Annotated in this window: 24 protein-coding genes; 14 read left to right on the top strand and 10 right to left on the bottom strand. The window is 45.1% G+C overall.

The features are described from left to right. The first annotated feature begins 92 nt into the window (after positions 1-92). From leuC to AC6R05_RS09300, 3 genes are all read left to right on the top strand, one after another. The gene (leuC, locus tag AC6R05_RS09310) at positions 93-1505 is read left to right on the top strand and encodes a 3-isopropylmalate dehydratase large subunit (RefSeq protein WP_032553048.1); all 1413 of its coding nucleotides are present in this window, start codon (positions 93-95) and stop codon (positions 1503-1505) included. A gap of 15 nt (positions 1506-1520) precedes the next feature. Beyond that, the gene (leuD, locus tag AC6R05_RS09305) at positions 1521-2123 is read left to right on the top strand and encodes a 3-isopropylmalate dehydratase small subunit (RefSeq protein ID WP_500647216.1); all 603 of its coding nucleotides are present in this window, start codon (positions 1521-1523) and stop codon (positions 2121-2123) included. A 334-nt stretch (positions 2124-2457) separates the two neighbouring features. Next, positions 2458-3240, top strand: a complete 783-nt coding sequence (locus tag AC6R05_RS09300) for a DUF547 domain-containing protein (RefSeq protein ID WP_500647215.1) — start codon at positions 2458-2460, stop codon at positions 3238-3240. A gap of 75 nt (positions 3241-3315) precedes the next feature. Here the strand turns inward: AC6R05_RS09300 and AC6R05_RS09295 are convergent, their stop codons facing one another. Further along, the gene (locus AC6R05_RS09295; protein WP_500647214.1) at positions 3316-3861 is read right to left on the bottom strand and encodes a DUF924 family protein; all 546 of its coding nucleotides are present in this window, start codon (positions 3859-3861) and stop codon (positions 3316-3318) included. Positions 3862-3913: 52 nt separating this feature from the next. After that, the gene (djlA, locus tag AC6R05_RS09290) at positions 3914-4768 is read right to left on the bottom strand and encodes a co-chaperone DjlA (protein ID WP_150870809.1); all 855 of its coding nucleotides are present in this window, start codon (positions 4766-4768) and stop codon (positions 3914-3916) included. Between the two features lie 149 nt (positions 4769-4917). Here djlA and lptD point away from each other — a divergent pair, with 149 nt between their 5' ends. The 6 genes from lptD to AC6R05_RS09260 all read left to right on the top strand — a co-directional run bounded on the left by lptD (position 4918) and on the right by AC6R05_RS09260 (position 11693). Further along, positions 4918-7266, top strand: a complete 2349-nt coding sequence (gene lptD, locus AC6R05_RS09285; protein WP_408694430.1) for an LPS assembly protein LptD — start codon at positions 4918-4920, stop codon at positions 7264-7266. Between the two features lie 45 nt (positions 7267-7311). Continuing rightward, positions 7312-8607: a peptidylprolyl isomerase SurA gene (surA, locus tag AC6R05_RS09280; protein WP_150870805.1), complete on the top strand. Its 1296-nt coding sequence runs from the start codon at positions 7312-7314 to the stop codon at positions 8605-8607. Then, positions 8597-9586, top strand: coding sequence for a 4-hydroxythreonine-4-phosphate dehydrogenase PdxA (pdxA, locus tag AC6R05_RS09275; protein ID WP_500647213.1), 990 nt, complete (start codon positions 8597-8599; stop codon positions 9584-9586). The genes surA and pdxA overlap by 11 nt, the downstream gene beginning before the upstream one ends. After that, positions 9583-10398 carry a 16S rRNA (adenine(1518)-N(6)/adenine(1519)-N(6))-dimethyltransferase RsmA gene (rsmA, locus tag AC6R05_RS09270; protein WP_500647212.1) on the top strand — a complete coding sequence of 272 codons (816 nt, stop codon included), beginning with the start codon at positions 9583-9585 and terminating at the stop codon, positions 10396-10398. Before pdxA ends, rsmA begins: the two co-directional genes overlap by 4 nt. Positions 10399-10478: 80 nt before the next feature. Continuing rightward, positions 10479-10859 carry a Co2+/Mg2+ efflux facilitator ApaG/CorD gene (gene apaG, locus AC6R05_RS09265; protein WP_032553035.1) on the top strand — a complete coding sequence of 127 codons (381 nt, stop codon included), beginning with the start codon at positions 10479-10481 and terminating at the stop codon, positions 10857-10859. 30 nt (positions 10860-10889) lie between these two features. After that, positions 10890-11693 (top strand): symmetrical bis(5'-nucleosyl)-tetraphosphatase, encoded by an 804-nt coding sequence (locus AC6R05_RS09260; protein ID WP_500647211.1) that lies wholly within the window; start codon positions 10890-10892, stop codon positions 11691-11693. A gap of 154 nt (positions 11694-11847) precedes the next feature. Here the strand turns inward: AC6R05_RS09260 and folA are convergent, their stop codons facing one another. The 6 genes from folA to rplU all read right to left on the bottom strand — a co-directional run bounded on the left by folA (position 11848) and on the right by rplU (position 15729). Beyond that, a complete protein-coding gene (gene folA / locus AC6R05_RS09255; protein ID WP_500647210.1) occupies positions 11848-12327 on the bottom strand; it encodes a type 3 dihydrofolate reductase in 480 nt (159 codons plus the stop codon). Between the two features lie 38 nt (positions 12328-12365). Continuing rightward, positions 12366-12851, bottom strand: a complete 486-nt coding sequence (locus tag AC6R05_RS09250) for a threonine/serine exporter family protein (protein WP_032553032.1) — start codon at positions 12849-12851, stop codon at positions 12366-12368. Continuing rightward, on the bottom strand, positions 12833-13600 hold the full coding sequence (locus tag AC6R05_RS09245) for a threonine/serine exporter family protein (protein ID WP_500647209.1): 768 nt from the start codon (positions 13598-13600) through the stop codon (positions 12833-12835). Before AC6R05_RS09245 ends, AC6R05_RS09250 begins: the two co-directional genes overlap by 19 nt. Positions 13601-13723: 123 nt before the next feature. Further along, positions 13724-14890 (bottom strand): Obg family GTPase CgtA, encoded by a 1167-nt coding sequence (gene cgtA / locus AC6R05_RS09240; RefSeq protein WP_150870797.1) that lies wholly within the window; start codon positions 14888-14890, stop codon positions 13724-13726. A 250-nt stretch (positions 14891-15140) separates the two neighbouring features. Next, positions 15141-15398: a 50S ribosomal protein L27 gene (gene rpmA, locus AC6R05_RS09235; RefSeq protein ID WP_032553028.1), complete on the bottom strand. Its 258-nt coding sequence runs from the start codon at positions 15396-15398 to the stop codon at positions 15141-15143. A gap of 19 nt (positions 15399-15417) precedes the next feature. After that, entirely contained in the window at positions 15418-15729 is a 312-nt protein-coding gene (gene rplU, locus AC6R05_RS09230; protein ID WP_032553027.1) for a 50S ribosomal protein L21, read from the bottom strand. 253 nt (positions 15730-15982) lie between these two features. Here rplU and ispB point away from each other — a divergent pair, with 253 nt between their 5' ends. Next, entirely contained in the window at positions 15983-16954 is a 972-nt protein-coding gene (gene ispB, locus AC6R05_RS09225; protein ID WP_500647208.1) for an octaprenyl diphosphate synthase, read from the top strand. Between the two features lie 75 nt (positions 16955-17029). Here ispB and AC6R05_RS09220 read toward each other — a convergent pair whose 3' ends face one another. After that, the gene (locus AC6R05_RS09220; RefSeq protein ID WP_032553025.1) at positions 17030-17221 is read right to left on the bottom strand and encodes a hypothetical protein; all 192 of its coding nucleotides are present in this window, start codon (positions 17219-17221) and stop codon (positions 17030-17032) included. Between the two features lie 122 nt (positions 17222-17343). Then, positions 17344-18279, bottom strand: a complete 936-nt coding sequence (gene mdh, locus AC6R05_RS09215) for a malate dehydrogenase (RefSeq protein ID WP_032553024.1) — start codon at positions 18277-18279, stop codon at positions 17344-17346. Positions 18280-18610: 331 nt separating this feature from the next. Between mdh and argR the strand changes: the two genes are divergently transcribed. From argR to AC6R05_RS09195, 4 genes are all read left to right on the top strand, one after another. After that, positions 18611-19081 carry a transcriptional regulator ArgR gene (gene argR / locus AC6R05_RS09210; protein ID WP_032553023.1) on the top strand — a complete coding sequence of 157 codons (471 nt, stop codon included), beginning with the start codon at positions 18611-18613 and terminating at the stop codon, positions 19079-19081. Between the two features lie 342 nt (positions 19082-19423). Then, complete coding sequence (locus tag AC6R05_RS09205) at positions 19424-20392, top strand: TAXI family TRAP transporter solute-binding subunit (protein ID WP_032553022.1); 969 nt, start codon at positions 19424-19426, stop codon at positions 20390-20392. Positions 20393-20651: 259 nt separating this feature from the next. Beyond that, entirely contained in the window at positions 20652-23231 is a 2580-nt protein-coding gene (locus tag AC6R05_RS09200; protein ID WP_500647207.1) for a TRAP transporter permease, read from the top strand. Positions 23232-23336: 105 nt separating this feature from the next. Next, positions 23337-23774, top strand: coding sequence for a universal stress protein (locus tag AC6R05_RS09195; protein ID WP_255231540.1), 438 nt, complete (start codon positions 23337-23339; stop codon positions 23772-23774). Positions 23775-23825 lie beyond the last annotated feature (51 nt).

The following is a 23825-nucleotide window of genomic DNA, read 5'->3' as shown; positions in this document are numbered from 1 at the left end:
TAACACTCTATAAGAACAATATCGGCTCACTGACTGCAAAGCGGTGAGCTGAAATAAGCACTGGGATTAATGCTCCCAAGGAAGAACAAGCTATGTCTACAAACCAGCAAGCCAAAACCTTATACGAAAAAGTCTACGACGCGCACGTTGCCGTTGCAGCTGAGGGTGAAAACCCAATCCTATACATCGATCGCCACCTAGTACACGAAGTAACATCACCGCAAGCCTTTGATGGTCTTCGTGAAAAGGGACGTAAAGTTCGCCAAGTTGGTAAGACTTTCGCGACTATGGATCACAACGTTTCGACTCAAACCAAAGACATCAATGCATCAGGTGAGATGGCTCGTATCCAGATGGAAACGCTATCGAAAAACTGTGAAGAGTTTGGTGTTACGCTTTACGATTTGAACCACAAATACCAAGGTATTGTGCACGTAATGGGTCCTGAACTTGGTATTACGCTACCGGGTATGACCATTGTTTGTGGTGACTCGCACACAGCGACACACGGCGCATTTGGTTCACTAGCCTTTGGTATCGGTACTTCAGAAGTAGAGCACGTGCTAGCAACTCAAACGCTAAAACAAGCTCGCGCTAAAACCATGAAAATCGAAGTAAAAGGCAAAGTCGCTCCAGGCATTACCGCTAAAGATATCGTATTGGCGATTATAGGTGAAACAACAGCTGCTGGCGGTACAGGCTATGTTGTTGAGTTCTGCGGTGAAGCCATTACCGATCTTACGATGGAAGGTCGTATGACGGTTTGTAACATGGCTATCGAACTAGGTGCCAAAGCGGGTCTTATCGCACCTGACGAAACGACATACGAATACATCAAGGGCCGTAAATTCTCGCCACAAGGTGATGATTTTGACGCGGCTGTTGAGTACTGGAACACACTGAAAACCGATGACGACGCAGAATTTGATGCAGTTGTTACGCTAAATGCTGCAGATATCAAACCGCAAGTGACTTGGGGTACTAACCCAGGCCAAGTTATCTCGGTTGATACTCCTATCCCATCACCAGACAGTTTCTCTGACCCTGTTGAAAAAGCGTCGGCTGAAAAAGCATTGGCTTACATGGGCTTAGAAGCAGGTAAATCTCTATCTGACTACAACGTAGATAAAGTATTCGTGGGTTCTTGTACTAACTCTCGCATCGAAGACATGCGCGCTGCAGCAGCTGTAGCGAAAGGTCGTAAAGTCGCATCTCATGTACAGGCTCTGATCGTTCCTGGATCTGAACAAGTTAAAGCGCAAGCAGAAGCTGAAGGGCTGGATGTAATCTTTAAAGAAGCTGGCTTTGAATGGCGTCTACCTGGCTGCTCAATGTGTCTTGCAATGAACAATGACCGCTTAGGTCCTCAAGAGCGTTGTGCATCAACGTCTAACCGTAACTTCGAAGGTCGCCAAGGCCGTGATGGTCGTACACACTTAGTTAGCCCGGCAATGGCCGCTGCTGCTGCGATCGCTGGCCACTTCGTCGATATTCGTGAACTTTAATTTAGAGGATTTAACATGTCAGGTTTCAAACAACACACTGGTTTAGTCGTTCCTCTAGATGCTGCGAACGTCGATACCGATGCCATCATTCCAAAGCAGTTCCTACAAAAAGTATCTCGCTTGGGCTTTGGTAAACACCTTTTCCATGATTGGCGTTTCCTAGATGATGCAGGTCAGCAACCAAACCCAGAGTTTGTAATGAACGCACCACGTTACCAAGGCGCTTCTATTTTGTTGGCTCGTGAAAACTTCGGCTGTGGTTCATCACGTGAACACGCACCTTGGGCACTAGCAGATTACGGTATTAAAGCGATGATCGCACCGAGCTTCGCCGACATTTTCTATGGTAACTCCATCAATAACCAGATGGTACCAGTGCGCCTAACTGAGCAAGAAGTCGATGAAATCTTCCAGTTCGTTGAAGCGAATGAAGGGGCTGAAGTTGAAGTAGACCTGGAAGAAAACGTGGTTCGTGCTAACGGCAAAGAGTACTCTTTTGAGATTGATGAATTCCGTCGTCATTGTCTGCTAAATGGCTTAGATAACATTGGTTTAACGCTACAGCACGAAGATAAAATCTCTGCGTATGAAGCAAACATCCCTAGCTTTCTAAAGTAACACCTTAACGTAAGCTAGAATCAATGTTATACCAATCACAGTAAGTAAGTAATCAAAAATAGCGCAGAAAAAAAGCTTGAGAACAAGGCAGAATTTTTCGATAAGTAGTTATTCTACAATCAAAAATTCTAACGCAGTTATCGAGCATTTTAACAAGCTAGGTTGAGCAATTATTTACTACGATTGGTATTAGTAACACTCAAAAGGTTGGCTTAGGTCAGCCTTTTTTGATGTCTAGGCTTTAACTTTTTTGATGCTTAGGCTTTAAACTAGCAAAAGTTGAAAGAAAGTGTGGGTAGCCAAGGTCTTATAGATGTCATTAGGGAGAACATTTATGAAAAACCTACTTCTAGTTATTAGCCTGCTCTTTTCTTCATTGGCTTTTTCAGCACCAAAATCAGAACTATGGTCATATTGGGATCAAAGTAATGAGTCAAACAGTGGCACCATTTCTCACGCTACTTGGCAGCAGTTTCTTGATAACTATATTGTTATCGACGGACAAAACCATCTCATCCGCTACCAAGCCGTTAGCTCTAATGATCGCTCACTGCTGAAGCAGTATATTGAACAACTCGCCAACACTGACCCTCGCCAATTCTCTCAAGCGGAGCAATATGCCTACTGGGTAAATCTCTACAATGCGATCACTGTGGAGCTAATCTTAGATGCTTATCCAGTCAAATCGATCACCAAACTCGGCGGTTTGTTTAGTTTTGGTCCGTGGGGAGATGAAGTCGTTACCATTAATAGTAAAGCACTGACACTGAACGATATTGAGCACCGAATTTTACGCCCAATTTGGCAAGACCCTAGAACACATTACGCCGTCAACTGTGCCAGCTTAGGTTGCCCTAACCTTCAAACTCAAGCTTTCACTGCTGAAAACACCGAAGCATTACTGGAACAGGCTGCTCGCGAGTTTGTGAACAGCGACAAAGGGGTTTTGGTGCAAAAGAATAAATTACAACTCTCTTCTATTTATGACTGGTTTATCGCCGATTTTGGTACTCAGGAGCAACTCATCGAGCACCTCAACCAGTATCGTACTCAACCGCTATCAAACGTGAAAAACATCGATTACGAGTATGATTGGGCACTCAACCAAGCAAAGTAACTTGATTGCACTCAATAAGGTTCAAGAGTAAGCCACCCACAGCTTACTCTTGATTTTATGAATAATTAGGGCGTGTTAGAAACTAGAGTCTGGTTGCTGTAAAAATGCCAGTTCTTCTTCTGTTGAAACGCGTCCAAGCACTTGATTACGGTGTGGATAGCGACCAAACCTTTCAATGATCACCTTATGTTTAAACTCAAAATCGAGGTTATGTTCCAACCCAGTTTGACTAAACAGCTCGACCGCCTTCTCATGAATCATCAACGACTCACTGTGCATATAAGGCATGTATAAAAAGCTTTTCTGTTGTTCGCTGAGTTGGTGATCGTAACCACCAGCCACCGCTTCTTGGGCCAGGACTAACGCCATTGGGTCCGCGGAGAATGCTTGTGACGTATCGCGACCAATGTTTCTTGAAAATTGGTCTAACACTATGATTTCTGCCAGACGACCTAACGCGCTTTCACGCCATGTATACAGTTCACCTTGAACTGCCGCTGTGTGTAGATCAGAAAAGCGCTCTATTATCAGCTGATCGATTTCCTTGCCACCATTGAACCAATCTCGAGGGGTTAATTCGTCAAACCAGAACGCCAAAACATCTTGATAACCAACTGTCATATCTATTCCTTTAAACAAAAAAGAGCCGCTGTAACGAGCGACTCTATTGATATTATTTGAAGCCTTTGACCTTCTTAATTAGATCGTAAGCGTTTTGAATTTCCTGAGATTTCTCTTTCGCAACGTTCATCATTTCTGGTGGTAAGCCCTTTGCCATAAGCTTGTCTGGATGGTGCTCATTCATTAACTTACGGTAGGCTTTCTTCACCGCTTTACCATCTGCCGACTCACTCACACCGAGTACCTTAAAAGCATCCGCCAGTTGATCTTGTTGAGTCGCCTGCTGCCAGCCGGAAGACTGTCCTTGATGGTGGCCACCGCCAAAGCTGCCACCTTGCTGTTGAAAACGAAAAGCCGCTTCTTGCATTTGTAGACGGCGCTCTAGCTGCTCCGATGAAAAGCCAAGACCTTGAGCTATCTTGTGCAGAACTTGACGTTCACTAGGGTGCAAGCTGCCATCAGCAAACGCTGCTGATACTTGGAGTTCAAGAAAAAACTGCAGCAAATCAAAGCGGCCACCCGATGAAATCTTAACTCGCTCCAACGTTTCTTTTAGTGGGAAGTCACTCTCTTTACCATCACGGAACGCATTCTGAGCGGCTATACGCTGCTCACCATGAAGATTCATCCGCTCCATCATTGTGGATGCTAATTGGATTTCTTCACGTGTTACCTGACCTTTCGCTTTGGCAACATGTCCCATAACCGCGAAGGCCGCTTTAAAGAACTCTTGTTGCTTCTCAGCCTGACTTGGCCCGCTACCAAACCCCGAAGTGTTAAAGCCTGACTGATTTAAACGGCGCGCTTTATCAAATTGATGACCAAGAAATAGGCCAAAAATTAGGCCTAAGGGTCCGCCAAACAAGAAACCAAAAAAAGCGCCCAAAATTTTGCCAAATATTTGCATTATGTGTTCTCTATCTATGAATTTTATTCGAGTACTGCTGTCTTATGGTGCTGAATGCTAAGATTTCCTTTATCATAAGGACAAAGCTTTATTAATTGGATTGATACTAGATCAACCCTCCTTCTAGTGACACAGGATAGTTCAACTTCATGCAATGTTTCTCCCGCACCTTGTTAGCCGCATCGATCAGCTCTGCGTTATTTGTGCCGACAACTCAAGCTGAAACAACAATTGATGATAGTGTGCAGGAAATGCCCTCTACAGATCAATGTTTGATCGCATCATCTGAAGATTCAGACCTTAATGCACCGGCATACGTCGAGGCCGATCGCCTAGAAGCCGTTAACGGTGAGAAAGCAAGTTACTCGGGGTCTGTAAAAGTGACTCAAGGCATCAAAACCATTGAAGCCGAGACGGTTACCTTACACCAGCAAGAGAATATTGTTGTCGCAGAAGGGAATGTAACTTTCAATGACGGACAGTTCAAAGCCACATCAGATAAAGTGACCAACAACCTCACTACCAATGAGTTTGAGCTGGAAAATACTCAGTATCAGATGCTGTGTGAGTCTGGCCGTGGTGATGCAAGATACATTGCTCGCACAGGTAAAGCTGTTTACGAGTTGGAAGATGGTACGATCACCTCTTGTCCTCCGGGTGACAAATCTTGGCGCCTGAAAGCTTCCAATATCGAGCTTGATCAAGATGAAGAGAGCGCGACCTTCATTAACCCTCGCTTCGAAGTATTAGACGTTCCCATTTTTTACCTGCCGTACCTAACGGTTCCAGTAGGTGAGAGTCGTAAAACCGGTTTCCTTTACCCAACATTTTCTTACGGCTCAAGCGATGGTTTCGAAACGGAAGTACCGTTCTACTGGAACATTGCACCGAACTATGACCTTCAAACCACAGCAAAATACATGTCTGAGCGTGGTACTCAGCTAAATAATGAATTCCGCCATTTAAGCCAGTTTGGTCAGAGTACGGTCACATTTGAGTATTTAGATAACGATAGTAAATTCAAAGAAAAAGGCAGTCGATGGGGTGGCCAGTTTGAGTTTAATGGTATCTACAAAGAAGCTTGGAAGTTTGACGTTGATTACTCAAAGGTCAGTGATGTTGATTACTTCACGGATGTCGATTCTAGTATAGGTAACCGTGAAGACGGTCAATTAATGCAGTCTGGTGAAGTCGCTTATCGTGCACTAAATTGGGACGCATCTTTAGCTGTACGCGATTTTCAGGTCTTAACTGAAACTGAGAACCAACCATACCGCGTAATGCCACAGCTAAAATTCAACTATTACGCTCCTCTGATTTGGGATACGGTCGAAATGGATGTGATCAGTCACATCTCGCGCTTTGACACAGACTCAGACAGCAAGCCGTCTGCAACTCGCGTCCATGTAGAACCTGGAATTAAGGTGCCACTGAGTACCACATGGGGTTCTTGGACAACGGAAGCCCGACTGCTCGGTACTTACTATGACCAAGATTTAGACAGCACTATCCTTGCGGCTAATCCAGAACTTTCTGATACAGCGAGTCGAGTGATCCCAGAGTTTCGAACTCATGCTGGTATTATTCTTGAGCGTGATACGACTTATCTGACTGGATATACTCAGACCCTCGAGCCACAGGTTCAATATTTATACGTACCTAAGCAAGATCAAAGTGAAATCGGTTTATACGATACCACTCTATTACAAACCGACTACTACGGCCTATTCCGTAGCCGTAAATATAGTGGCGTTGACCGTATCGCTGCAGCAAACCAGTTAAGCTATGGTGCTTCTTCGCGTTTCTTTGATGATGAGTACAAAGAACGTCTCAACATCTCTTTCGGTCAGATTTTCTTCATTGATAGAAACACTAAGAACCCAGGCGCTTCATCTGATGAAGAGGGACAAACGAGCTACTCATCATGGGCTGTCGAGATCGATTTCAACTACGATGACTACCTCTTCTACCATGGCGGCGTTCAATACGACATCGACGATGGCGACATGCAACTGGCCAACAGCACGGTTGAATACCGTATTGATGAGAACGGCTTCGTACAAGCCAACTATCGCTATGTTACCCGTGAATACATTGAAGACAATGTAGGCGACACCATCACTAATATTGATGAGATCACCCGTGATGGTATTTCTCAAGCAGGCTTAGTGACAGGCTATCAGTTTTCTCCAAAATGGTACGCTAGCGCCCAGTACTACCACGATATGAATGAAAACATTGCTATCGAGTGGCTCGCTAACCTGCGTTACAAAGATGACTGTTGGTACGTAGGTGTCACCTACAGCAACGAATTGAGAAGCTGGTCAGGTGGCGGTTACTCAGATCTAAACTCAGACCCTGTTTATGAAAACAACTTTAGTATCAACTTCGGTATTGTTGGTTTTGGTACAGCAGCAGGCACAGGCTCAAATACCTCTGGCTTTGATAGCTCTGGTAACTCATTAGAGTATGGCCGCCCATTCTTCTTAAATAACTAATTTAGAGTTTATTGGTGTTTAACCGATAAATAGAAAGGACAACACATGACACTGTGGAAACACACACTAATCGCGCTTGCTACTGCTTGTACTGTTTCAGTAAGCCACGCAGCTCCTGTTGAGCTAGACAAAGTAAAAGTCATCGTAAACGAAGGCGTTATCCTACAAAGTGACATCGACACCTCGATGAAAACACTGCGTGCTAATGCTAAGAAAAGCGGACAAACTCTGCCTTCTCAAGAGGTGCTAAAGGATCAGGTATTAGAGAAACTGATCATCGACACCATTCAAACTCAAGAAGCAGAACGCATTGGTGTACGTATCGATGATAGCCGCCTTGATCAAGCTATCGCAGGCATCGCTAAAGACAACAACCAGACCGTTGAGCAACTTACCGCTTCAGTCGCTGAAGAAGGCCTAAGCTACAACGCGTTCCGCGAACAGGTAAGAAAAGAGATTGCCGCGAGCGAAGCACGCAATGCTTTGGTTCGTCGTCGAATCAATATCCTACCAGCGGAAGTCGATAACCTAGCTGACATCCTAGCGCAAGAAACCAATGCAACAGTTCAATACAAAATTGGCCACATCCAGCTTCGTTTTAACGATGACCAGACCAAAGAAGAACTAGAAGCACAAGCCAATGAGCTTGTTGAAGAACTAAACTCAGGCAAAGATTTCAGCACCATGGCCTACACTTACTCAAAAGGTCCTAAAGCACTGCAAGGCGGTGATTGGGGTTGGATGCGTAAAGAAGAGATGCCAACAATCTTTGCAGACCAAATCAAACTTCAGAATAAAGGCAGCATCATCGGCCCGTTCCGAAGTGGTGTAGGCTTCCATATTCTAAAAATCGAAGATGTGAAAGGTCTTGAAACTGTTGCAGTTACCGAAGTAAATGCGCGACACATCCTAGTGAAGCCAACGGTTATCTTGAGCGATGAAGGTGCGCAAGAACTACTACTCGACATCACACGCCGTGTTAAAGCAGGTGAAGCGACCTTTGGTGAATTGGCACAGCAATACAGCCAAGACCCTGGCTCAGCAGTTCAAAATGGTGAGCTGGGTTACCAGACTCCAGACCTGTATGTACCCGAGTTTAAACACCAAGTTGAGACCCTTCCAGAAGGCGATATCAGTGCTCCGTTTAAAACCGTTCACGGCTGGCACATTGTTGAAGTTCTTGACCGCCGCGAAGTAGACCGCACCGACTCAGCACTTAAGAACAAGGCTTACCAGATTCTATTCAACCGTAAGTTCAATGAAGAGGCTGGCGCGTGGCTACAAGAGATTCGCGCAAGTGCTTTTGTAGAGATGGTTGAGGAAGAGCAAGATGACAACTAGAAGAATTGCGGTAACGGCGGGTGAACCTGCCGGTATCGGTCCAGATTTAGTATTGGCTCTATCTCAAGAGAGCTGGCCACATCAATTAGTGGTGTGTGCAGATAAACAAATGCTGACTGAGCGCGCAAAGCTCCTCAATTTAGATGTTGAGCTACTCGACTACAAAAGTGGCGATGCACCTCAACCTCAGCAAGCCGGAACCTTAGTGGTTAACCATATTCCAATGGCAGAACCCACAATTGCTGGCACGCTCAACGAAGCTAATGGTCATTATGTATTAAATACATTAGAAACTGCCGCAATAGGCTGTATGAATAATGAATTTGATGCTATTGTCACCGGCCCTGTTCATAAGGGAGTAATTAACCGTGCTGGGGTCGCTTTTAGCGGTCACACTGAGTTCTTTGCTGAGAAGTCCAACACACCATTAGTTGTAATGATGTTGGCAACTGAAGGATTACGTGTTGCGCTTGTCACAACACATATTCCTTTAGCCTATGTTTCCCAAGCCGTCACCGAAGACAGACTTGCGCAAATCATCGAAATTCTAAATAGAGATCTCGTTGAGAAATTTGCGATTGAGAAACCTAACATTTATGTATGTGGACTAAACCCACATGCCGGCGAAGATGGCTGTTTAGGACGTGAAGAGATAGAAACCATCACTCCAACGCTCGAAAAAATTCGCCGAGAAGATGGCATAAACCTGATTGGTCCATTACCAGCAGACACCATTTTCAATGAAAAATATTTGCAAGATGCAGATGCTGTTTTAGGTATGTATCACGACCAAGTTCTGCCTGTACTAAAATACAAAGGCTTTGGTCGCTCAGTGAATATCACGCTTGGCTTGCCATTTATTCGTACATCGGTCGATCATGGCACCGCCCTAGATTTGGCAGGGAAAGGTCAAGCTGATACAGGGAGCTTTAGAACAGCGCTCACGCACGCCATTGAATTAGTAGAGAAAAAACAATGAGAAATGATGTCCACTTAGGGCACAAAGCGCGTAAACGTTTTGGTCAAAACTTCCTAAACGATCCGTATATTATTGACGGGATCGTGTCGAGCATTAACCCACAACCAGGCCAAAACCTAGTAGAAATTGGCCCAGGTCTAGGTGCAATCACAGAGCCAGTGGGCAAACTGGTTGACAAATTCACCGTGATTGAGCTCGATAGAGATCTAGCCGAGCGCCTACGCACTCATCCAGATCTAGCGGATAAGCTGACGATCCACGAAGGCGATGCGATGAAGTTCGACTTCGATCAGCTCGTTAAGCCAAACAACAAACTGCGTATCTTCGGTAACCTACCGTACAACATTTCTACGCCGTTAATGTTCCACCTTTTTGAGTTCCATAAAGACATTAAAGACATGCACTTTATGCTTCAGAAAGAAGTGGTAAACCGTCTAGCAGCGGGGCCGGGTAGCAAAGCTTACGGCCGTTTGACGGTTATGGCTCAGTACTACTGTAAAGTAACGCCTGTACTTGAAGTACCACCAACAGCGTTCGTTCCGCCACCGAAAGTAGATTCGGCAGTGGTTCGTCTTCAGCCATACGAAGAGCTTCCATACCCAGCTAAAGACCTGAAGTGGTTAGACCGCGTATGTCGTGAAGGCTTTAACCAACGTCGTAAAACGGTCCGCAACTGCTACAAATCTTTGATCAGCAAAGAAGTTCTGGAAGAATTGGATATCAATCCGAGCATGCGTCCAGAAAACCTTACTCTGGTGCAATTCGTGGATATGGCGAACTGGTTATACGATAACCACAACGCGACAAAATAAATAAAAAGGCTCCTAGCTACGGTTAGGAGCCTCTTTTTTATGTAATACTCTAGATTGAACGATAACAAAAAGGTGCGAATATGGATGTATCAACGCCTTGTATTAAGTGCCAAGTCCACTCTAAATACATAGAAGACCAATCAGAGCCGACTAAGAACCGCTACGTCTTCGCCTACATCATTACAATCAAAAACCTCAGCCAAGAGACCGTTCAACTGCTCTCTAGACGATGGTTGATAACCGACTCTAACGGAAAACAACTCTCTATTGAGGGAGACGGTGTTGTTGGTCAGCAACCTGTGATTGAGTCTAGTGACGAATACACTTATACCAGTGGGACTGTCATCGAGACCCCAGTTGGTGTAATGCAGGGACATTACGTCATGACCGACAGTAAAGGGGCAGAATTTATTGCTGAGATTGAACCGTTTCGCTTGGCTATCCCTAATATCCTTAACTAACCCTCCCCTATTGATTTAACAGGAAATAACGTGCCGAATTATATTGTCGGAGATATCCAAGGCTGCTTTGATGAATTTGAGCAGCTTCTTGAACAGATCCAATTCAACCCGAGCACAGACACCTTATGGGTGGCGGGAGACTTGGTCGCTCGTGGACCTAAATCATTAGAAACACTGAGATATATCCGCGCTCTAGGCAACTCTGCAAAGGTGGTGTTAGGTAACCATGATTTGCATTTGCTTGCCGTGTCTCAAGGTTTGTTCCCTGCTAAAGCGAAAGACAAGACTCAACCGATTCTAGATGCACCAGATAGAGAAAAGCTACTGAGCTGGTTGCGACAACAGCCACTAATGCAAGAGCACGATGAATTTGTGATGGCGCATGCTGGTATTTCACCTCAATGGAGCCTAAAACGCGCTCGTAAAGAGAGCGACAAAATAAGCAAACTCCTCCAGTCAGACAAATGGCTGTGGCTGATCGAGAATATGTACAGCAACACACCCGATCTCTGGAGCAAGGATTTAGAAAAAATCGAACGCTACCGCTATGCCATTAACAGCTTTACCCGCATGCGTTTTTGCTTCCCAGATGGGCGTTTGGATATGGGATGTAAACTCCCACCAAAAGAGGTGTCAGATAACCAGTTTATTCCTTGGTTTAACCTACCACAACGTAAACAGCTCGATAAAACGGTACTGTTTGGCCACTGGGCAGCACTGGAAGGCTATCAAGGGAAGGATGTCATTGGCTTGGATACCGGGTGTGTATGGGGAGGAGAGCTCACCATCTTGCGCTGGGAAGATAAGAAATTCTTCACACAGAGAGCGCTATAAATACGAGATACGAGATACGAGATACGAGATACGAGATACGAGATACGAGATACGAGATACGAGATACGAGATACGAGATACGAGATACGAGATACGAGATACGAGAAGCTTACGCTACTAGTGAGATAGCGCAAGCATTTACAAACTTTAGACCTTAGCGCTCGAGAATCAGAAACTCCATATCGTGCTTGTTCTTGTCATCTGCCTTAAATGTTTCTGAATAGCTTTGCGTCCAACCTTCTCCCCAATCAGGGAACTGAGTATCGCCTTCCACAACCAGATCAATATAAGTTAGATACAGTTTATCTGCTTTTGGTAGGCAATGCGCATAGATAGAGCCACCACCAATGATCATCACCTCTTCCACATCACCGACCAACTCTAAAGCTTGCTCAACAGAAGTCGCCATAGTGACACCTTCAATTTTCAAGGTTTCATCACGACTCACCACGATGTTCAAGCGGCCAGGTAACGGACGGCCAATAGAGTCATAAGTTTTACGTCCCATCACAATCGGTTTACCCATTGTCGAACGTTTAAACCACGCAAAGTCAGCGGGAAGGTGCCAAGGCATTTGATTGTCTTTACCAATAACACGATTGTCTGCCATTGCCGCTATCATACTGATGATCATATCTACTGAGGTCCTACTCTGAATTGGGTTAATGTTTGCTAAACGATAGGTCTACGGCGGTAGAATAACAGCCCTGGCACTGCTAAGCCAATCGCTAACCCCGCGATTATGAACATCGCTTTGAGGAAGTTCTCCATCAACATAGCCACTAGCTCTGGCGTATAGCCCATATTGTTAATCTCAACCATGGCAATCATCGCCTTAAAAGCAAAGACACCCGGAACCATTGGGATGAGAGCTGCGACCGTAAACACCTTAGGGTGAGCCAGCAGTTTGTGCGACCAATGGACACCTATCATGCCGACAAGGGTTGCAGCAAAGAAGGTCGCCCACTCGATAGGAACACCGAAGTGCATCATTAAATAGCGACTCCCGTGGCCAATGGCTCCACCCAGCGCGCAATAAACAAGTGCTCGCTGCGGAACATTGAATACTAGCGCAAAACCAACGGCAGGAATGGCGGCAAAAAACATATCATTAGCTAAACCAAATAATAACTCTAACATTATCCAGCCCACCCCCATACACCAGACAAGCTCATTGCAGCCACAATGCCAAGGCTGGTCGCCAGCGTCAGTAAACTCGCCATAGTAAAGCGGGCAAGTCCCATATTGATGTGGCCTTTAAGCATATCTGCAACTGAGTTAATCAAAGGAAAGCCGGGTACCAGCATCAATACCGAAGAAGCCATAACGATAGTTGGTTGACCACCGATATCAAACAAAACAGCTTGAGCGGAAATAGCCGTGGTCACGAAGGCCGTAACGGCAAAATTCAGAAGAGGGTTAAAGTGTCGGTGACCGATCTCTTGGCGAACAATCATGCCGCAAGCAGACGCAATAAAAGTCATCATGAATACATGCCAATCGCCCCCAGCTAAACGGCTGAATGAAGCACACGATACCCCTATCATCACCACGACCAACCAGCGATTATAGCGCTCAGGGCTGATTTCATTAATCTTTCTCTGGGCTAGGTCAGAATCCAGAATTCCTTTTTCCATCATGATGCAGATACGCTGGATATCTGTGATCACCCGCATATTGATACCACGATCAGCACAGCTTCGAGTGGTGGTGATACAGTGGTCACCCATGACTGTCGTGACCACCAACGCATTGGCGGACAGAGCAACTTCCACCTCATCAACACCACACGCAATGCCTATGCGACGCATGATGTCTCCCACTAAGGTGCTCTCGGCACCGTGTGCTAATAACATTTGTCCAGATTGAGCGACCAATCGAGATATCGCTCGTTGTTTTGATGCCATGATTTCCTTCCCATTGGCGTTAATACTTAAGAGGTAAATTTTGCCTGATTCATCATCATCGATTCATGATTTAGATACAAAAAAACCGCAATATTAATTGCGGTTTTTACCTAATCGGCTCAATTAGTCACGAACGTAGATAACGTGACCGTCATCTTCTTCGTCGTCCCAATCATCCCAATCGTCATCAGTCACGACATCTTTGCCGCTCATCGCATCTTTGTGGTAATCATCCCACATGAAGTCGACTTTCTCTTCTTCAGTCACCTCTTCCTCTTCACGAGGTAGATTTTCCATGAAGTCAGCTAGCTTGTAACAAAGCTCTTTGGTGCCTAGCTTGTTCACTGCAGAGATTTGGAAGTACTCGCCTTCCCAACCTAGAGCATCAATAATCTCTTGGATCTTCTCTTGTGCTTCTTCTTCAGGCATTAGATCAACTTTATTAAACACTAACCAGCGAGGCTTTTGAGCCACTTTTTCGCTGTACTGTTCAAGCTCGTCGATGATCGTCAATGCATTCTGAATTGGATCCGATTGATCAATTGGCATAATATCGATCATGTGCAGTAGCACACGACAACGCTCAAGGTGCTTCAAGAAACGAATACCAAGACCAGCACCATCCGCTGCACCCTCAATTAGACCAGGGATATCGGCAACCACGAAGCTCTTCTCAGGAACCACACTCACTACACCCAGACTTGGGATAAGTGTTGTAAACGGGTAGTCCGCTACTTTTGGTTTCGCTGCAGAAACAGAACGAATGAAGGTAGACTTACCTGCATTTGGTAGACCTAGCATACCTACATCAGCAAGCAGAAGTAGTTCTAGACGAAGTTCACGAACCTCACCCTTAGTACCCATGGTCTTTTGACGAGGAGCTCGGTTAACAGACGATTTAAAACGTGTGTTACCAAGACCGTGCCAACCACCTTTAGCTACCATTACTTTTTTGCCGTGCTCAGCAACTTCAGCCACGATTTCATTAGTGTGGATATCAACGGCACGAGTACCTACTGGCACTTTCAATGTGATGTCTTTACCACGCTTACCGGTACAGTTACCACCGCGGCCATTCTCTCCACGCTCTGCATTGTAAAAACGTTGGAAACGGTAATCGATCAGTGTGTTCAGGTTTTCATCCGCTTGGATGTAAACATCACCACCGTCACCGCCATCACCGCCGTCAGGGCCGCCTTTAGCTACGAATTTCTCGCGCCAAAAACTTACTGTACCATTACCACCATCACCGGCTTCTACTTTTACTACCGCTTCATCAACGAATTTCATTTTTAACTCCGCACTTTGCGTTGCGTACCACTCATTAAAGAATGATATAAATTCTAGCAGATCCGTATTTAGATCGATCACCTAAGATCTAGGGTCTATCTGCAACTAAGGAACAAATAAGGAGGGGTTCTTTGTTGTACACGTAACAAGAGCGCCTGCTTTTTTATTCTCGCTTTAATTTTTAATCTCACTATAAATAAAAAACCCCGCCTAACGGCAGGGCTTTTAAATTCATCTTGAGACTGAGAAATTACTCAGAATCGATGCTAACGAATTTACGGTTTTTAGGACCTTTCACTTCGAATTTCACTTTACCTTCAGTAAGAGCGAAAAGAGTGTGGTCTTTACCGATACCTACGTTAGTACCAGCGTGGAACTTAGTACCACGTTGACGAACGATGATGTTACCTGCAAGAACAGATTCACCACCGAAACGCTTTACACCAAGACGTTTGCTTTCTGAATCGCGGCCGTTACGAGTAGAACCGCCAGCTTTTTTGTGTGCCATTGTTAAACTCTCCTATAACTTAAGCGTTAATGCCAGTGATTTTCACTTCAGTGAACCACTGACGGTGGCCAGCTTGCTTACGAGAGTGCTTACGACGACGGAACTTAACGATTTTAACTTTATCGCCACGACCGTGTTGTACTACTTCCGCAGTAACCTTACCACCTTCAACAAGAGGTGCACCAACAGTGATTTCTTCACCGTTAGCAACAAGAAGAACTTTATCAAATTCAACAGTTGCACCAGTTTCAACGTCTAATTTCTCTAAACGAAGAGTTTGACCTTCGCTTACACGGTGTTGTTTACCACCAGATTGGAAAACAGCGTACATATTTTACTCCGCTTTTTCCGCACAGCCTCATTTGGGTGTGCGCTAAACTAATCATCAATAGGGCGCAGATTCTACAGAGAAGATACGCCTTTGACAAGCCATATTTTTAAAAAATTGGCGAAAACCTGTTCGCCAAAGAAAAGTGCGGCAATCATGCCCTTAAGCGATGTATTAATCAACGTTTTTTAGTGTATTATTCAACAATTAATACAACGTATAAGCCTTACAGGGTCTAACTTTAGCCGGATGAACAATGGATTTTAAAGCTATCCAAGCGCTTACTGCCAATGATATGGCAAAAGTGAATGAAACAATTCAAGCCCAACTTAATTCTGACGTAAGTTTAATCAACCAACTTGGTTTTTATATCGTGAGCGGTGGCGGCAAGCGCCTTCGCCCTTTGCTTGCTCTTTTATCAGCTCGTGCTCTTGGCTATCAAGGTGAAGCTCATATCACCTCTGCAGCCTTTATCGAATTCATCCATACAGCAACGTTATTGCATGATGATGTGGTTGATGAATCGGACATGCGTCGCGGTAAAGCAACAGCGAATGCAGCCTTTGGTAATGCAGCCAGCGTTCTAGTTGGTGACTTTATTTACACTCGTTCATTCCAAATGATGACAAAGCTAGGATCACTAAGGATCCTCGAATTAATGAGTGAAGCGGTAAATGTGATCGCGGAAGGTGAAGTTCAACAATTAATGAACTGCAACGATCCAAACACCACTGAAGAAAGCTACATGCAGGTAATCTACTCGAAAACTGCACGTCTGTTTGAAGCAGCGACACAAATTGGCGCTATCCTGACTGAATCGTCACCTGAAGTCGAAACGGCAATGCAGAACTACGGTAAATACCTTGGTACCGCTTTCCAGTTGATTGACGATGTTATGGACTACACCGCTGATGGTAAAGAGATGGGTAAGAACGTGGGTGATGACCTTGCAGAAGGTAAGCCTACTCTGCCACTGCTTTACGCTATGCACAACGGTACATCAGAACAAGCGAGCATGATTCGCGAAGCGATTGAGCACTCTAACGGCATGGAGAAGCTTGACGATATTCTTGCAGCGATGAAAGCGACAGGATCTCTAGAGTACACCACGCAGAAGGCTTACGAAGAGGCTGACAAAGCGATTGCAGAGCTGTCTGTACTTCCAGATTCAGAATATAAGCAAGCTCTGACAACACTGGCTCACCTAGCGGTAAAACGCAGCAAGTAGTCATTAAGTGCAACTGGCAATTCGTCAGATAAACAAAAAAAGAGCCGTAGAGGCTCTTTTTTAGTTTGTGGGCGCTTAGTAACGGCTAGACTCTAATGAGAGCGGGAGTTGTGCGTCAATCGCCTCTAGCTCCTCAAGAGGCACCGCATATTGCTCATGGGTGTGATAGGACTCAACCAAAGCGGTTTGCTCTTGCTCATCAATCACTAACACCTTTCCCAAGCTCCCCAAATACTCGACATGCATCCCTTTTTGTACTCGACTCATACCCTACCCTCGGTTTTCTATTTCAACGAGGAATACGAGCCTTTAGCAAACAAAGATCAAAAGCCGAGATCAAAAAAGCCGCTCATCAGAACGGCTTTTGAATTCAAACAATCTAAATGCGCTTATTTAGCAAATTCAACACCGATTTCGATGTCGCCATTTAGCGTTTCTAGCATGCTGTCTAGTGCATTGCGCTCGAAGTCACTTAGCTCACCGTAGCTTAGGATAGCTTCTGCGCCTTCTTTGCCAAGTTTTACTGGCTGTGCGAAGAATGGTGCGTGCTCGCCTTCACCTTCAACGTATGCACACTCGATTACGCCTTCTTCACCTTGAAGTGCTTTAACAAGAGCTAGACCGAAGCGACAAGCAGCTTGGCCCATAGATAGTGTTGCACTACCGCCGCCCGCTTTCGCTTCTACTACTTCAGTACCTGCATTTTGGATACGTGTAGTCAGTGCTGCGATCTCTTCGTCAGTAAACTCTACACCTTCTACTTGTGAAAGTAGTGGAAGAATCGTTACACCAGAGTGACCACCGATAACTGGTACACGGATGTCGCCTGGATCTTTGTCTTTTAGCTCAGCAACAAATGTTTCAGAACGAATAACATCTAGAGTAGTCACACCGAATAGACGACGCTTGTCGTAAACGCCCGCTTTCTTAAGAACTTCAGCAGCGATTGGCACAGTCGTGTTTACTGGGTTAGTGATGATACCCACACAAGCTTTTGGACATACAACCGCGATTTTTTCAGCTAGAGACTTAACAATACCCGCGTTTACATTGAAAAGATCCGCACGATCCATACCTGGCTTACGTGCAACACCCGCAGAGATAAGAACCACATCAGCGCCTTCTAGTGCTGGAGTTGGATCTTCACCCGCGTATCCTTTGATCGAAACTGGCGTTGGGATATGGCTAAGGTCCGCAGCAACACCCGGTGTTACTGGAGCGATATCGTAAAGAGCAAGATCAGAACCTGCAGGTAGGCGGTTCTTAAGTAATAGGGCTAGGGCTTGACCGATGCCACCAGCGGCACCAATAACAGCTACTTTCATTGTTATTCTCCTTGAGAGATTTTCTCTTATAAGTTCTTAGTAGGGTGATTTGTGAGCTAATTTAAGTTCAAAAACTATAATAATCACAAAGTGATTACAATCAATTAACGCCAGCTTTGCGACCTCGCGCAAGTCAATAAAACCGTGCTACACAGCGAGTTTGTATTATGTGAATAATTCACTGAAATAACAAAGCAAATCGTCATTAATAGCATATTATTCCATTTAATATTTACAGTGATATGACTAACAAATTGCCTGGATATTTTGGCTAAAACTGAATATGTATGCGAGAATATGCAAATAGATTTGTTAAGAAATAAGAAGACATATGCGCAATACCGAAAAACAAGACAACTTAGTTCGCGCTTTTAAAGCTTTACTAAAAGAAGAGCGTTTTGGCTCTCAAGGTGAGATTGTCGACGCACTCAAGCACGAAGGCTTTGAGAGTATCAACCAATCGAAAGTCTCGCGTATGTTAACCAAGTTTGGCGCTGTTCGAACTCGTAATGCAAAAATGGAGATGGTTTACTGTCTTCCAGCAGAGTTAGGGGTTCCAACAGTTTCTAGCTCACTCAGAGAGTTAGTACTAGATATTGACCACAACAATGCGTTAGTTGTTATCCACACTGGCCCTGGTGCAGCGCAGCTAATTGCTCGCTTATTAGACTCTCTAGGTAAGTCTGAAGGCATCCTAGGCGTGGTTGCTGGCGATGACACTATCTTTATCACCCCAACTCTTGCAGTCACAACCAAGCAGCTATTTGAGTCTGTATGTGAACTGTTTGAATACGCTGGATAATGTCTGAAGTTTCATAAACATTACCCATACGAATGGATCATGAATACCTATCAAGTTCGTGATCCATCTCACATCCTGAAATATCCATCTTTAACCACTCAAAACCACATAACTATTTGATTTTAAAAAATCTAGTTGCAAATAAAACGTTATATTAGTGCATCAATATTTAGATTTTTTCGCTATAAGTTTTAACATTCGAGTAATTTACTGCCAATTTTTTGATATTATTCAGCCACTTTTTCATCACATGGATTGAAAAAGGTGCCGTTTCCAAAGAGGAAACTCCAGAAGCAACTACACTTGTTTCAGGGTTAATAATGAATAAAGGAAGGGAAATTCATGGCATTTACCAAACTTCTTAAAGTTGGTGCGATTGCAGCTGCTGTAATGGGCGCTGGCGCAGCTAACGCTCAAGAGTTCATCACTATCGGTACTGGTTCTGTAACGGGTGTTTACTACCCTACAGGTGGTGCGATTTGTAAACTAGTGAACAAAGGCCGCAAAGACCACAACATCCGTTGTTCAGTAGAATCGACTGGTGGTTCAATCTACAACGTTAACACTATCCGTGCTGGTGAACTGGATTTCGGTGTTGTTCAATCGGACTGGCAATACCACGGTTACAACGGTACAAGTAAGTTCAAAGATCAAGGCGAGTACAAAAAACTACGCGCTATGTTCTCTCTACACACAGAACCGTTCAACATCATTGCTCGTACAGACTCAGGCATCAATGGCGTAGCTGACCTAGCAGGTAAGCGCGTAAACATTGGTAACCCAGGTTCTGGTGACCGTGCAACTATGGGTGTTGTAATGGACGCTATGGGTTGGACTAACGACAGCTTCAAGCTAGCGTCTGAGCTAAAAGGTTCTGAGCGTTCTCAAGCACTTTGTGATAACAAGATTGACGCATTCATCTACATGGTTGGTCACCCGAACGGTTCAATCAAAGAAGCAACAACATCTTGTGATGCTAAGCTAGTATCTGCAACTGGTCCTCAAATCGACAAGATCGTTGCTGAGAACCCATACTACGCATACAGCACAGTACCTGCAGGTATGTACCGCGGTACAGATGCTGACGTAAACAGCTTCGGTGTAGCAGCAACTATGGTAACAACGACTGACGTATCAGACGATGTTGCTTACAACGTTGCAAAAGCAGTATTTGAAAACTTTGACACGTTCAAGCGTCTTCACCCTGCATTTGCAAACCTGAAGAAAGAGGACATGGTACAAGCTGGTCTTTCTATCCCTCTACACCCAGGTGCTGAAAAATACTACAAAGAAGTGGGTCTTCTGAAGTAATCCATCTTCAAACCTACTCTATCCAATAAGGAGGCGAGCCCTCCTTATTGGCTTTTCACGCTTTATAAAAAGAACCTAAGTGAAAAGAGACAAACTTTTAAGTCTCTCCAAATTGGAGAACTTACCTTCGTATCAAGCCTAAGACACAGTCGATCAAAAACGCATTTTCTTGTCAGTTCACTACACTAGATAGGAAGAAAAATTACGTATCGCTGTGACATGCGAAAAGGCTAGACCATCAATAATAAGGATAAAGTACATGACGCAGACAACATCACCGTCTTCTGATGTGCAAGAAATGGTGGCACAATCAGACACTGGAGCACGTAGCCCGAGCGGCATGCAAGGTCGTATTCTATGGTTTGTGCCGCTATGTTGGTCATTGTTCCAACTTTGGTATGCATCTCCGCTACCGTTTATTTTTGACTTCGCTGTATTGAACGATACTCAAGCGCGTGCTATCCACCTCACGTTTGCTATCTTTCTTGCATTTACTGCTTACCCAGCACTAAAGAATTCTCCTCGCGACTATATACCAGCTCTTGATTGGGTATTGGCGCTTGCTGGTAGTTTCTCTGCTGCTTATATCTACATTTTCTATACGGAACTGGCTGGCCGTTCAGGCGCTCCGACGACTTTTGATATTGTGGCAGCGGTAACCGGTATGGTACTGCTACTGGAAGCGACACGACGTGCACTTGGTCCACCACTTATGGTGGTTGCAGCTGTATTCCTGCTGTACACGTTCGGCGGTCCATACATGCCAGACGTGATTGCACACAAAGGTGCAAGCCTTAACAAAGCAATGTCGCACCTATGGCTAACGACTGAAGGTGTATTTGGTGTTGCTCTGGGTGTTTCTACCTCATTCGTATTCTTGTTCGTACTATTTGGTGCGATGCTAGAGCGTGCGGGTGCAGGTGCTTACTTCATCAAAGTTGCATTCTCACTGCTTGGTCACATGAAAGGCGGCCCTGCAAAAGCTGCGGTTGTGGCTTCAGGCCTATCTGGTCTTGTTTCTGGCTCGTCGATTGCAAACGTAGTAACCACAGGTACCTTCACGATTCCATTGATGAAGCGTGTTGGCTTCCCAGGTACTAAAGCGGGTGCTGTAGAGGTAGCGGCTTCAACCAATGGTCAACTGACTCCGCCAATCATGGGTGCAGCTGCATTCTTAATGGTGGAATACGTGGGTATCTCTTACGTTGAGGTTATCAAAGCGGCACTACTACCAGCACTTATCTCTTACATCGCTCTGATTTACATCGTTCACTTAGAAGCGTGTAAAGCGGGCATGACAGGTCTTCCTCGTCGTCACACACCAACTGTGGTTCAAAGCCTACTGTCGTTCACTGGCACGATTTTAGGTCTATGTATCATCAGTGCTGTGGTTTACTACGGCGTTGGTTGGACGAAAGATGTGTTTGGTGCGGCTGCGACACCTATCGTAACAGTAGCCCTACTTCTCTCTTACCTTGGTTTGGTTCGCATCTCAGCAAAATACGCTGAAGAGGGCGGTATCGAAATCGACGAGAACCTAACGGAAGTACCGGATCCAGGTCCAACCATCAAGTCAGGTCTACACTACCTACTGCCTATCGTGGTTCTAGTATGGTGTCTGACGGTTGAGCGTTTCTCTCCAGGTCTATCAGCATTCTGGGCAACCGTGTTTATGATCTTCATCTTGGTGACTCAACGTCCATTGATGGCGATGATGAATAAGTCTGACGATCTTGCGGCTCAAACAAAAGAAGGCTTTATCGATCTAGCGGAAGCATTGGTTTCAGGCGCGCGTAACATGATCGGTATCGGTGTTGCGACGGCCGCAGCTGGTACAGTGGTAGGTGTGGTAACACTTACTGGTATCGGTCTGGTTATGACTGACTTCGTTGAGTTTATCTCAGGTGGTAGCATCCTACTCATGCTGCTGTTTACTGCGGTAATTAGCTTGATTCTAGGTATGGGTCTACCAACAACAGCGAACTACATTGTTGTTTCGACGCTAATGGCGCCGGTAATCGTAACCCTAGGTGCAGCACACGGCCTGATCATTCCATTGATTGCGGTTCACCTGTTCGTGTTCTACTTCGGTATCCTAGCCGATGATACACCGCCAGTTGGCCTAGCAGCCTTTGCAGCCGCAGCGATTGCTAAGTCAGATCCAATCCGTACTGGTATTCAAGGCTTTACCTACGATATCCGTACTGCGATCTTGCCGTTCATGTTCATCTTCAATACCCAACTACTATTGATGGGCATTGATTCATGGTGGCATTTAGCGCTGACGATCTTCTCATCGGTAGCAGCGATGTTGATCTTCTCTGCAGCGACGCAAGGTTGGTGGTTCACTAAGAACAAATGGTGGGAAACAGTACTCTTACTTGTGCTTACCTTCTCTTTCTTCCGTCCAGGTTTCTGGTGGGACATGATCTACCCAGCGAAAGTTCTTTCACCTGGTGTTGAGATTGCGCAAGTTACTGAGCAGCTAAATGTAGGACAATCTATCGAACTAAGAGTCGGTGGTGAGAACCTAGAAGGCGATTACTCAGAGAAGACAGTGCGTCTGCCATTTGATGACAAGGCAGCAACTGCTGAAGAGCGTATCTCATCAATGGGTCTTATGCTAACCGAAGCTGACGGCAAGATGATTGTCGACATGGTTGAGTTTGGCAGCCCTGCTGAAGCGGCTGGTATCGATTTTGACTGGGAAATTAAGTCCATCATTCAAGATGCTGACCGACCAATGAAAGAGTGGGTATTTGTTCCGACTCTACTGCTCCTCATTGGCTTAGGTATGAACCAAAGAAGACGTGCTCGTAAGGATGAGATTAGCGCGTAACAATGGGAAGTGAGAGTGCTCCAAACACTTTCACTTCTGTATTACACGGAAAGGATAGTACGGCGCTAGACTCGCTCAGCGCCGCTAAACCAAAGAGACAAAAACATGTACAGACAAATCCTTGTTCCAGTTGATCTTAACGACAAAGGCTTTTCAGACAAAGCCGTTGAACTTGCAGTATGGCACGCTAAACACAGCAATGCAGAGATTCACCTTTTGAACGTTCTGCCAGGTATTCACATGTCTATGGTTGCGTCTTACTTCCCGAAAGATGCGGCAAACCAAATGAAGCAAGACGTAAAGCGTCAGCTTCAAGAGTTTGCAGACAAGTACATCGATGACGAAGTGATCTACAAAGTACATGTGGCCGAAGGCAAAACCTACTCGACCATTCTAGATCACGCAGAGAAGCTAGGCGCAGACCTTATCGTTATGCCAAGCCATAAGCGCTCTAAGATTGATAAGGTGGTTCTAGGCTCTGTAGCAAGCAAAGTTGTACAGAACTCACCAATCAACGTTTTGGTTGTAAAGCCACAAGGCTAAATTTATACCGTTCTAAAACACAAAAGGTTGGCGTTTATGCCAACCTTTTTT

The sequence above is a fragment of the Vibrio sp. R11-SG3-ISO9 genome, assembly GCF_059834255.1.
Note: the sequence above shows the minus strand (reverse complement) of the source record. Positions and strands in the feature narration are given on the sequence as shown.

What these genes read in the sequence shown, in the direction of transcription:
- AC6R05_RS09200 (WP_500647207.1), top strand. Translation starts at nt 20,652, where the DNA reads ATGACGCAGACAACATCACCGTCTTCTGATGTGCAAGAAATGGTGGCA.
- mdh (WP_032553024.1), bottom strand. Translation starts at nt 18,279, where the DNA reads ATGAAAGTAGCTGTTATTGGTGCCGCTGGTGGCATCGGTCAAGCCCTA.
- AC6R05_RS09300 (WP_500647215.1), top strand. Translation starts at nt 2,458, where the DNA reads ATGAAAAACCTACTTCTAGTTATTAGCCTGCTCTTTTCTTCATTGGCT.
- AC6R05_RS09220 (WP_032553025.1), bottom strand. Translation starts at nt 17,221, where the DNA reads ATGAGTCGAGTACAAAAAGGGATGCATGTCGAGTATTTGGGGAGCTTG.
- rsmA (WP_500647212.1), top strand. Translation starts at nt 9,583, where the DNA reads ATGAGAAATGATGTCCACTTAGGGCACAAAGCGCGTAAACGTTTTGGT.
- AC6R05_RS09245 (WP_500647209.1), bottom strand. Translation starts at nt 13,600, where the DNA reads ATGGCATCAAAACAACGAGCGATATCTCGATTGGTCGCTCAATCTGGA.
- pdxA (WP_500647213.1), top strand. Translation starts at nt 8,597, where the DNA reads ATGACAACTAGAAGAATTGCGGTAACGGCGGGTGAACCTGCCGGTATC.
- apaG (WP_032553035.1), top strand. Translation starts at nt 10,479, where the DNA reads ATGGATGTATCAACGCCTTGTATTAAGTGCCAAGTCCACTCTAAATAC.
- leuD (WP_500647216.1), top strand. Translation starts at nt 1,521, where the DNA reads ATGTCAGGTTTCAAACAACACACTGGTTTAGTCGTTCCTCTAGATGCT.
- lptD (WP_408694430.1), top strand. Translation starts at nt 4,918, where the DNA reads ATGCAATGTTTCTCCCGCACCTTGTTAGCCGCATCGATCAGCTCTGCG.
- folA (WP_500647210.1), bottom strand. Translation starts at nt 12,327, where the DNA reads ATGATCATCAGTATGATAGCGGCAATGGCAGACAATCGTGTTATTGGT.
- djlA (WP_150870809.1), bottom strand. Translation starts at nt 4,768, where the DNA reads ATGCAAATATTTGGCAAAATTTTGGGCGCTTTTTTTGGTTTCTTGTTT.
- AC6R05_RS09205 (WP_032553022.1), top strand. Translation starts at nt 19,424, where the DNA reads ATGGCATTTACCAAACTTCTTAAAGTTGGTGCGATTGCAGCTGCTGTA.
- argR (WP_032553023.1), top strand. Translation starts at nt 18,611, where the DNA reads ATGCGCAATACCGAAAAACAAGACAACTTAGTTCGCGCTTTTAAAGCT.
- surA (WP_150870805.1), top strand. Translation starts at nt 7,312, where the DNA reads ATGACACTGTGGAAACACACACTAATCGCGCTTGCTACTGCTTGTACT.
- AC6R05_RS09250 (WP_032553032.1), bottom strand. Translation starts at nt 12,851, where the DNA reads ATGGGGGTGGGCTGGATAATGTTAGAGTTATTATTTGGTTTAGCTAAT.
- AC6R05_RS09195 (WP_255231540.1), top strand. Translation starts at nt 23,337, where the DNA reads ATGTACAGACAAATCCTTGTTCCAGTTGATCTTAACGACAAAGGCTTT.
- rplU (WP_032553027.1), bottom strand. Translation starts at nt 15,729, where the DNA reads ATGTACGCTGTTTTCCAATCTGGTGGTAAACAACACCGTGTAAGCGAA.
- leuC (WP_032553048.1), top strand. Translation starts at nt 93, where the DNA reads ATGTCTACAAACCAGCAAGCCAAAACCTTATACGAAAAAGTCTACGAC.
- ispB (WP_500647208.1), top strand. Translation starts at nt 15,983, where the DNA reads ATGGATTTTAAAGCTATCCAAGCGCTTACTGCCAATGATATGGCAAAA.
- cgtA (WP_150870797.1), bottom strand. Translation starts at nt 14,890, where the DNA reads ATGAAATTCGTTGATGAAGCGGTAGTAAAAGTAGAAGCCGGTGATGGT.
- rpmA (WP_032553028.1), bottom strand. Translation starts at nt 15,398, where the DNA reads ATGGCACACAAAAAAGCTGGCGGTTCTACTCGTAACGGCCGCGATTCA.
- AC6R05_RS09295 (WP_500647214.1), bottom strand. Translation starts at nt 3,861, where the DNA reads ATGACAGTTGGTTATCAAGATGTTTTGGCGTTCTGGTTTGACGAATTA.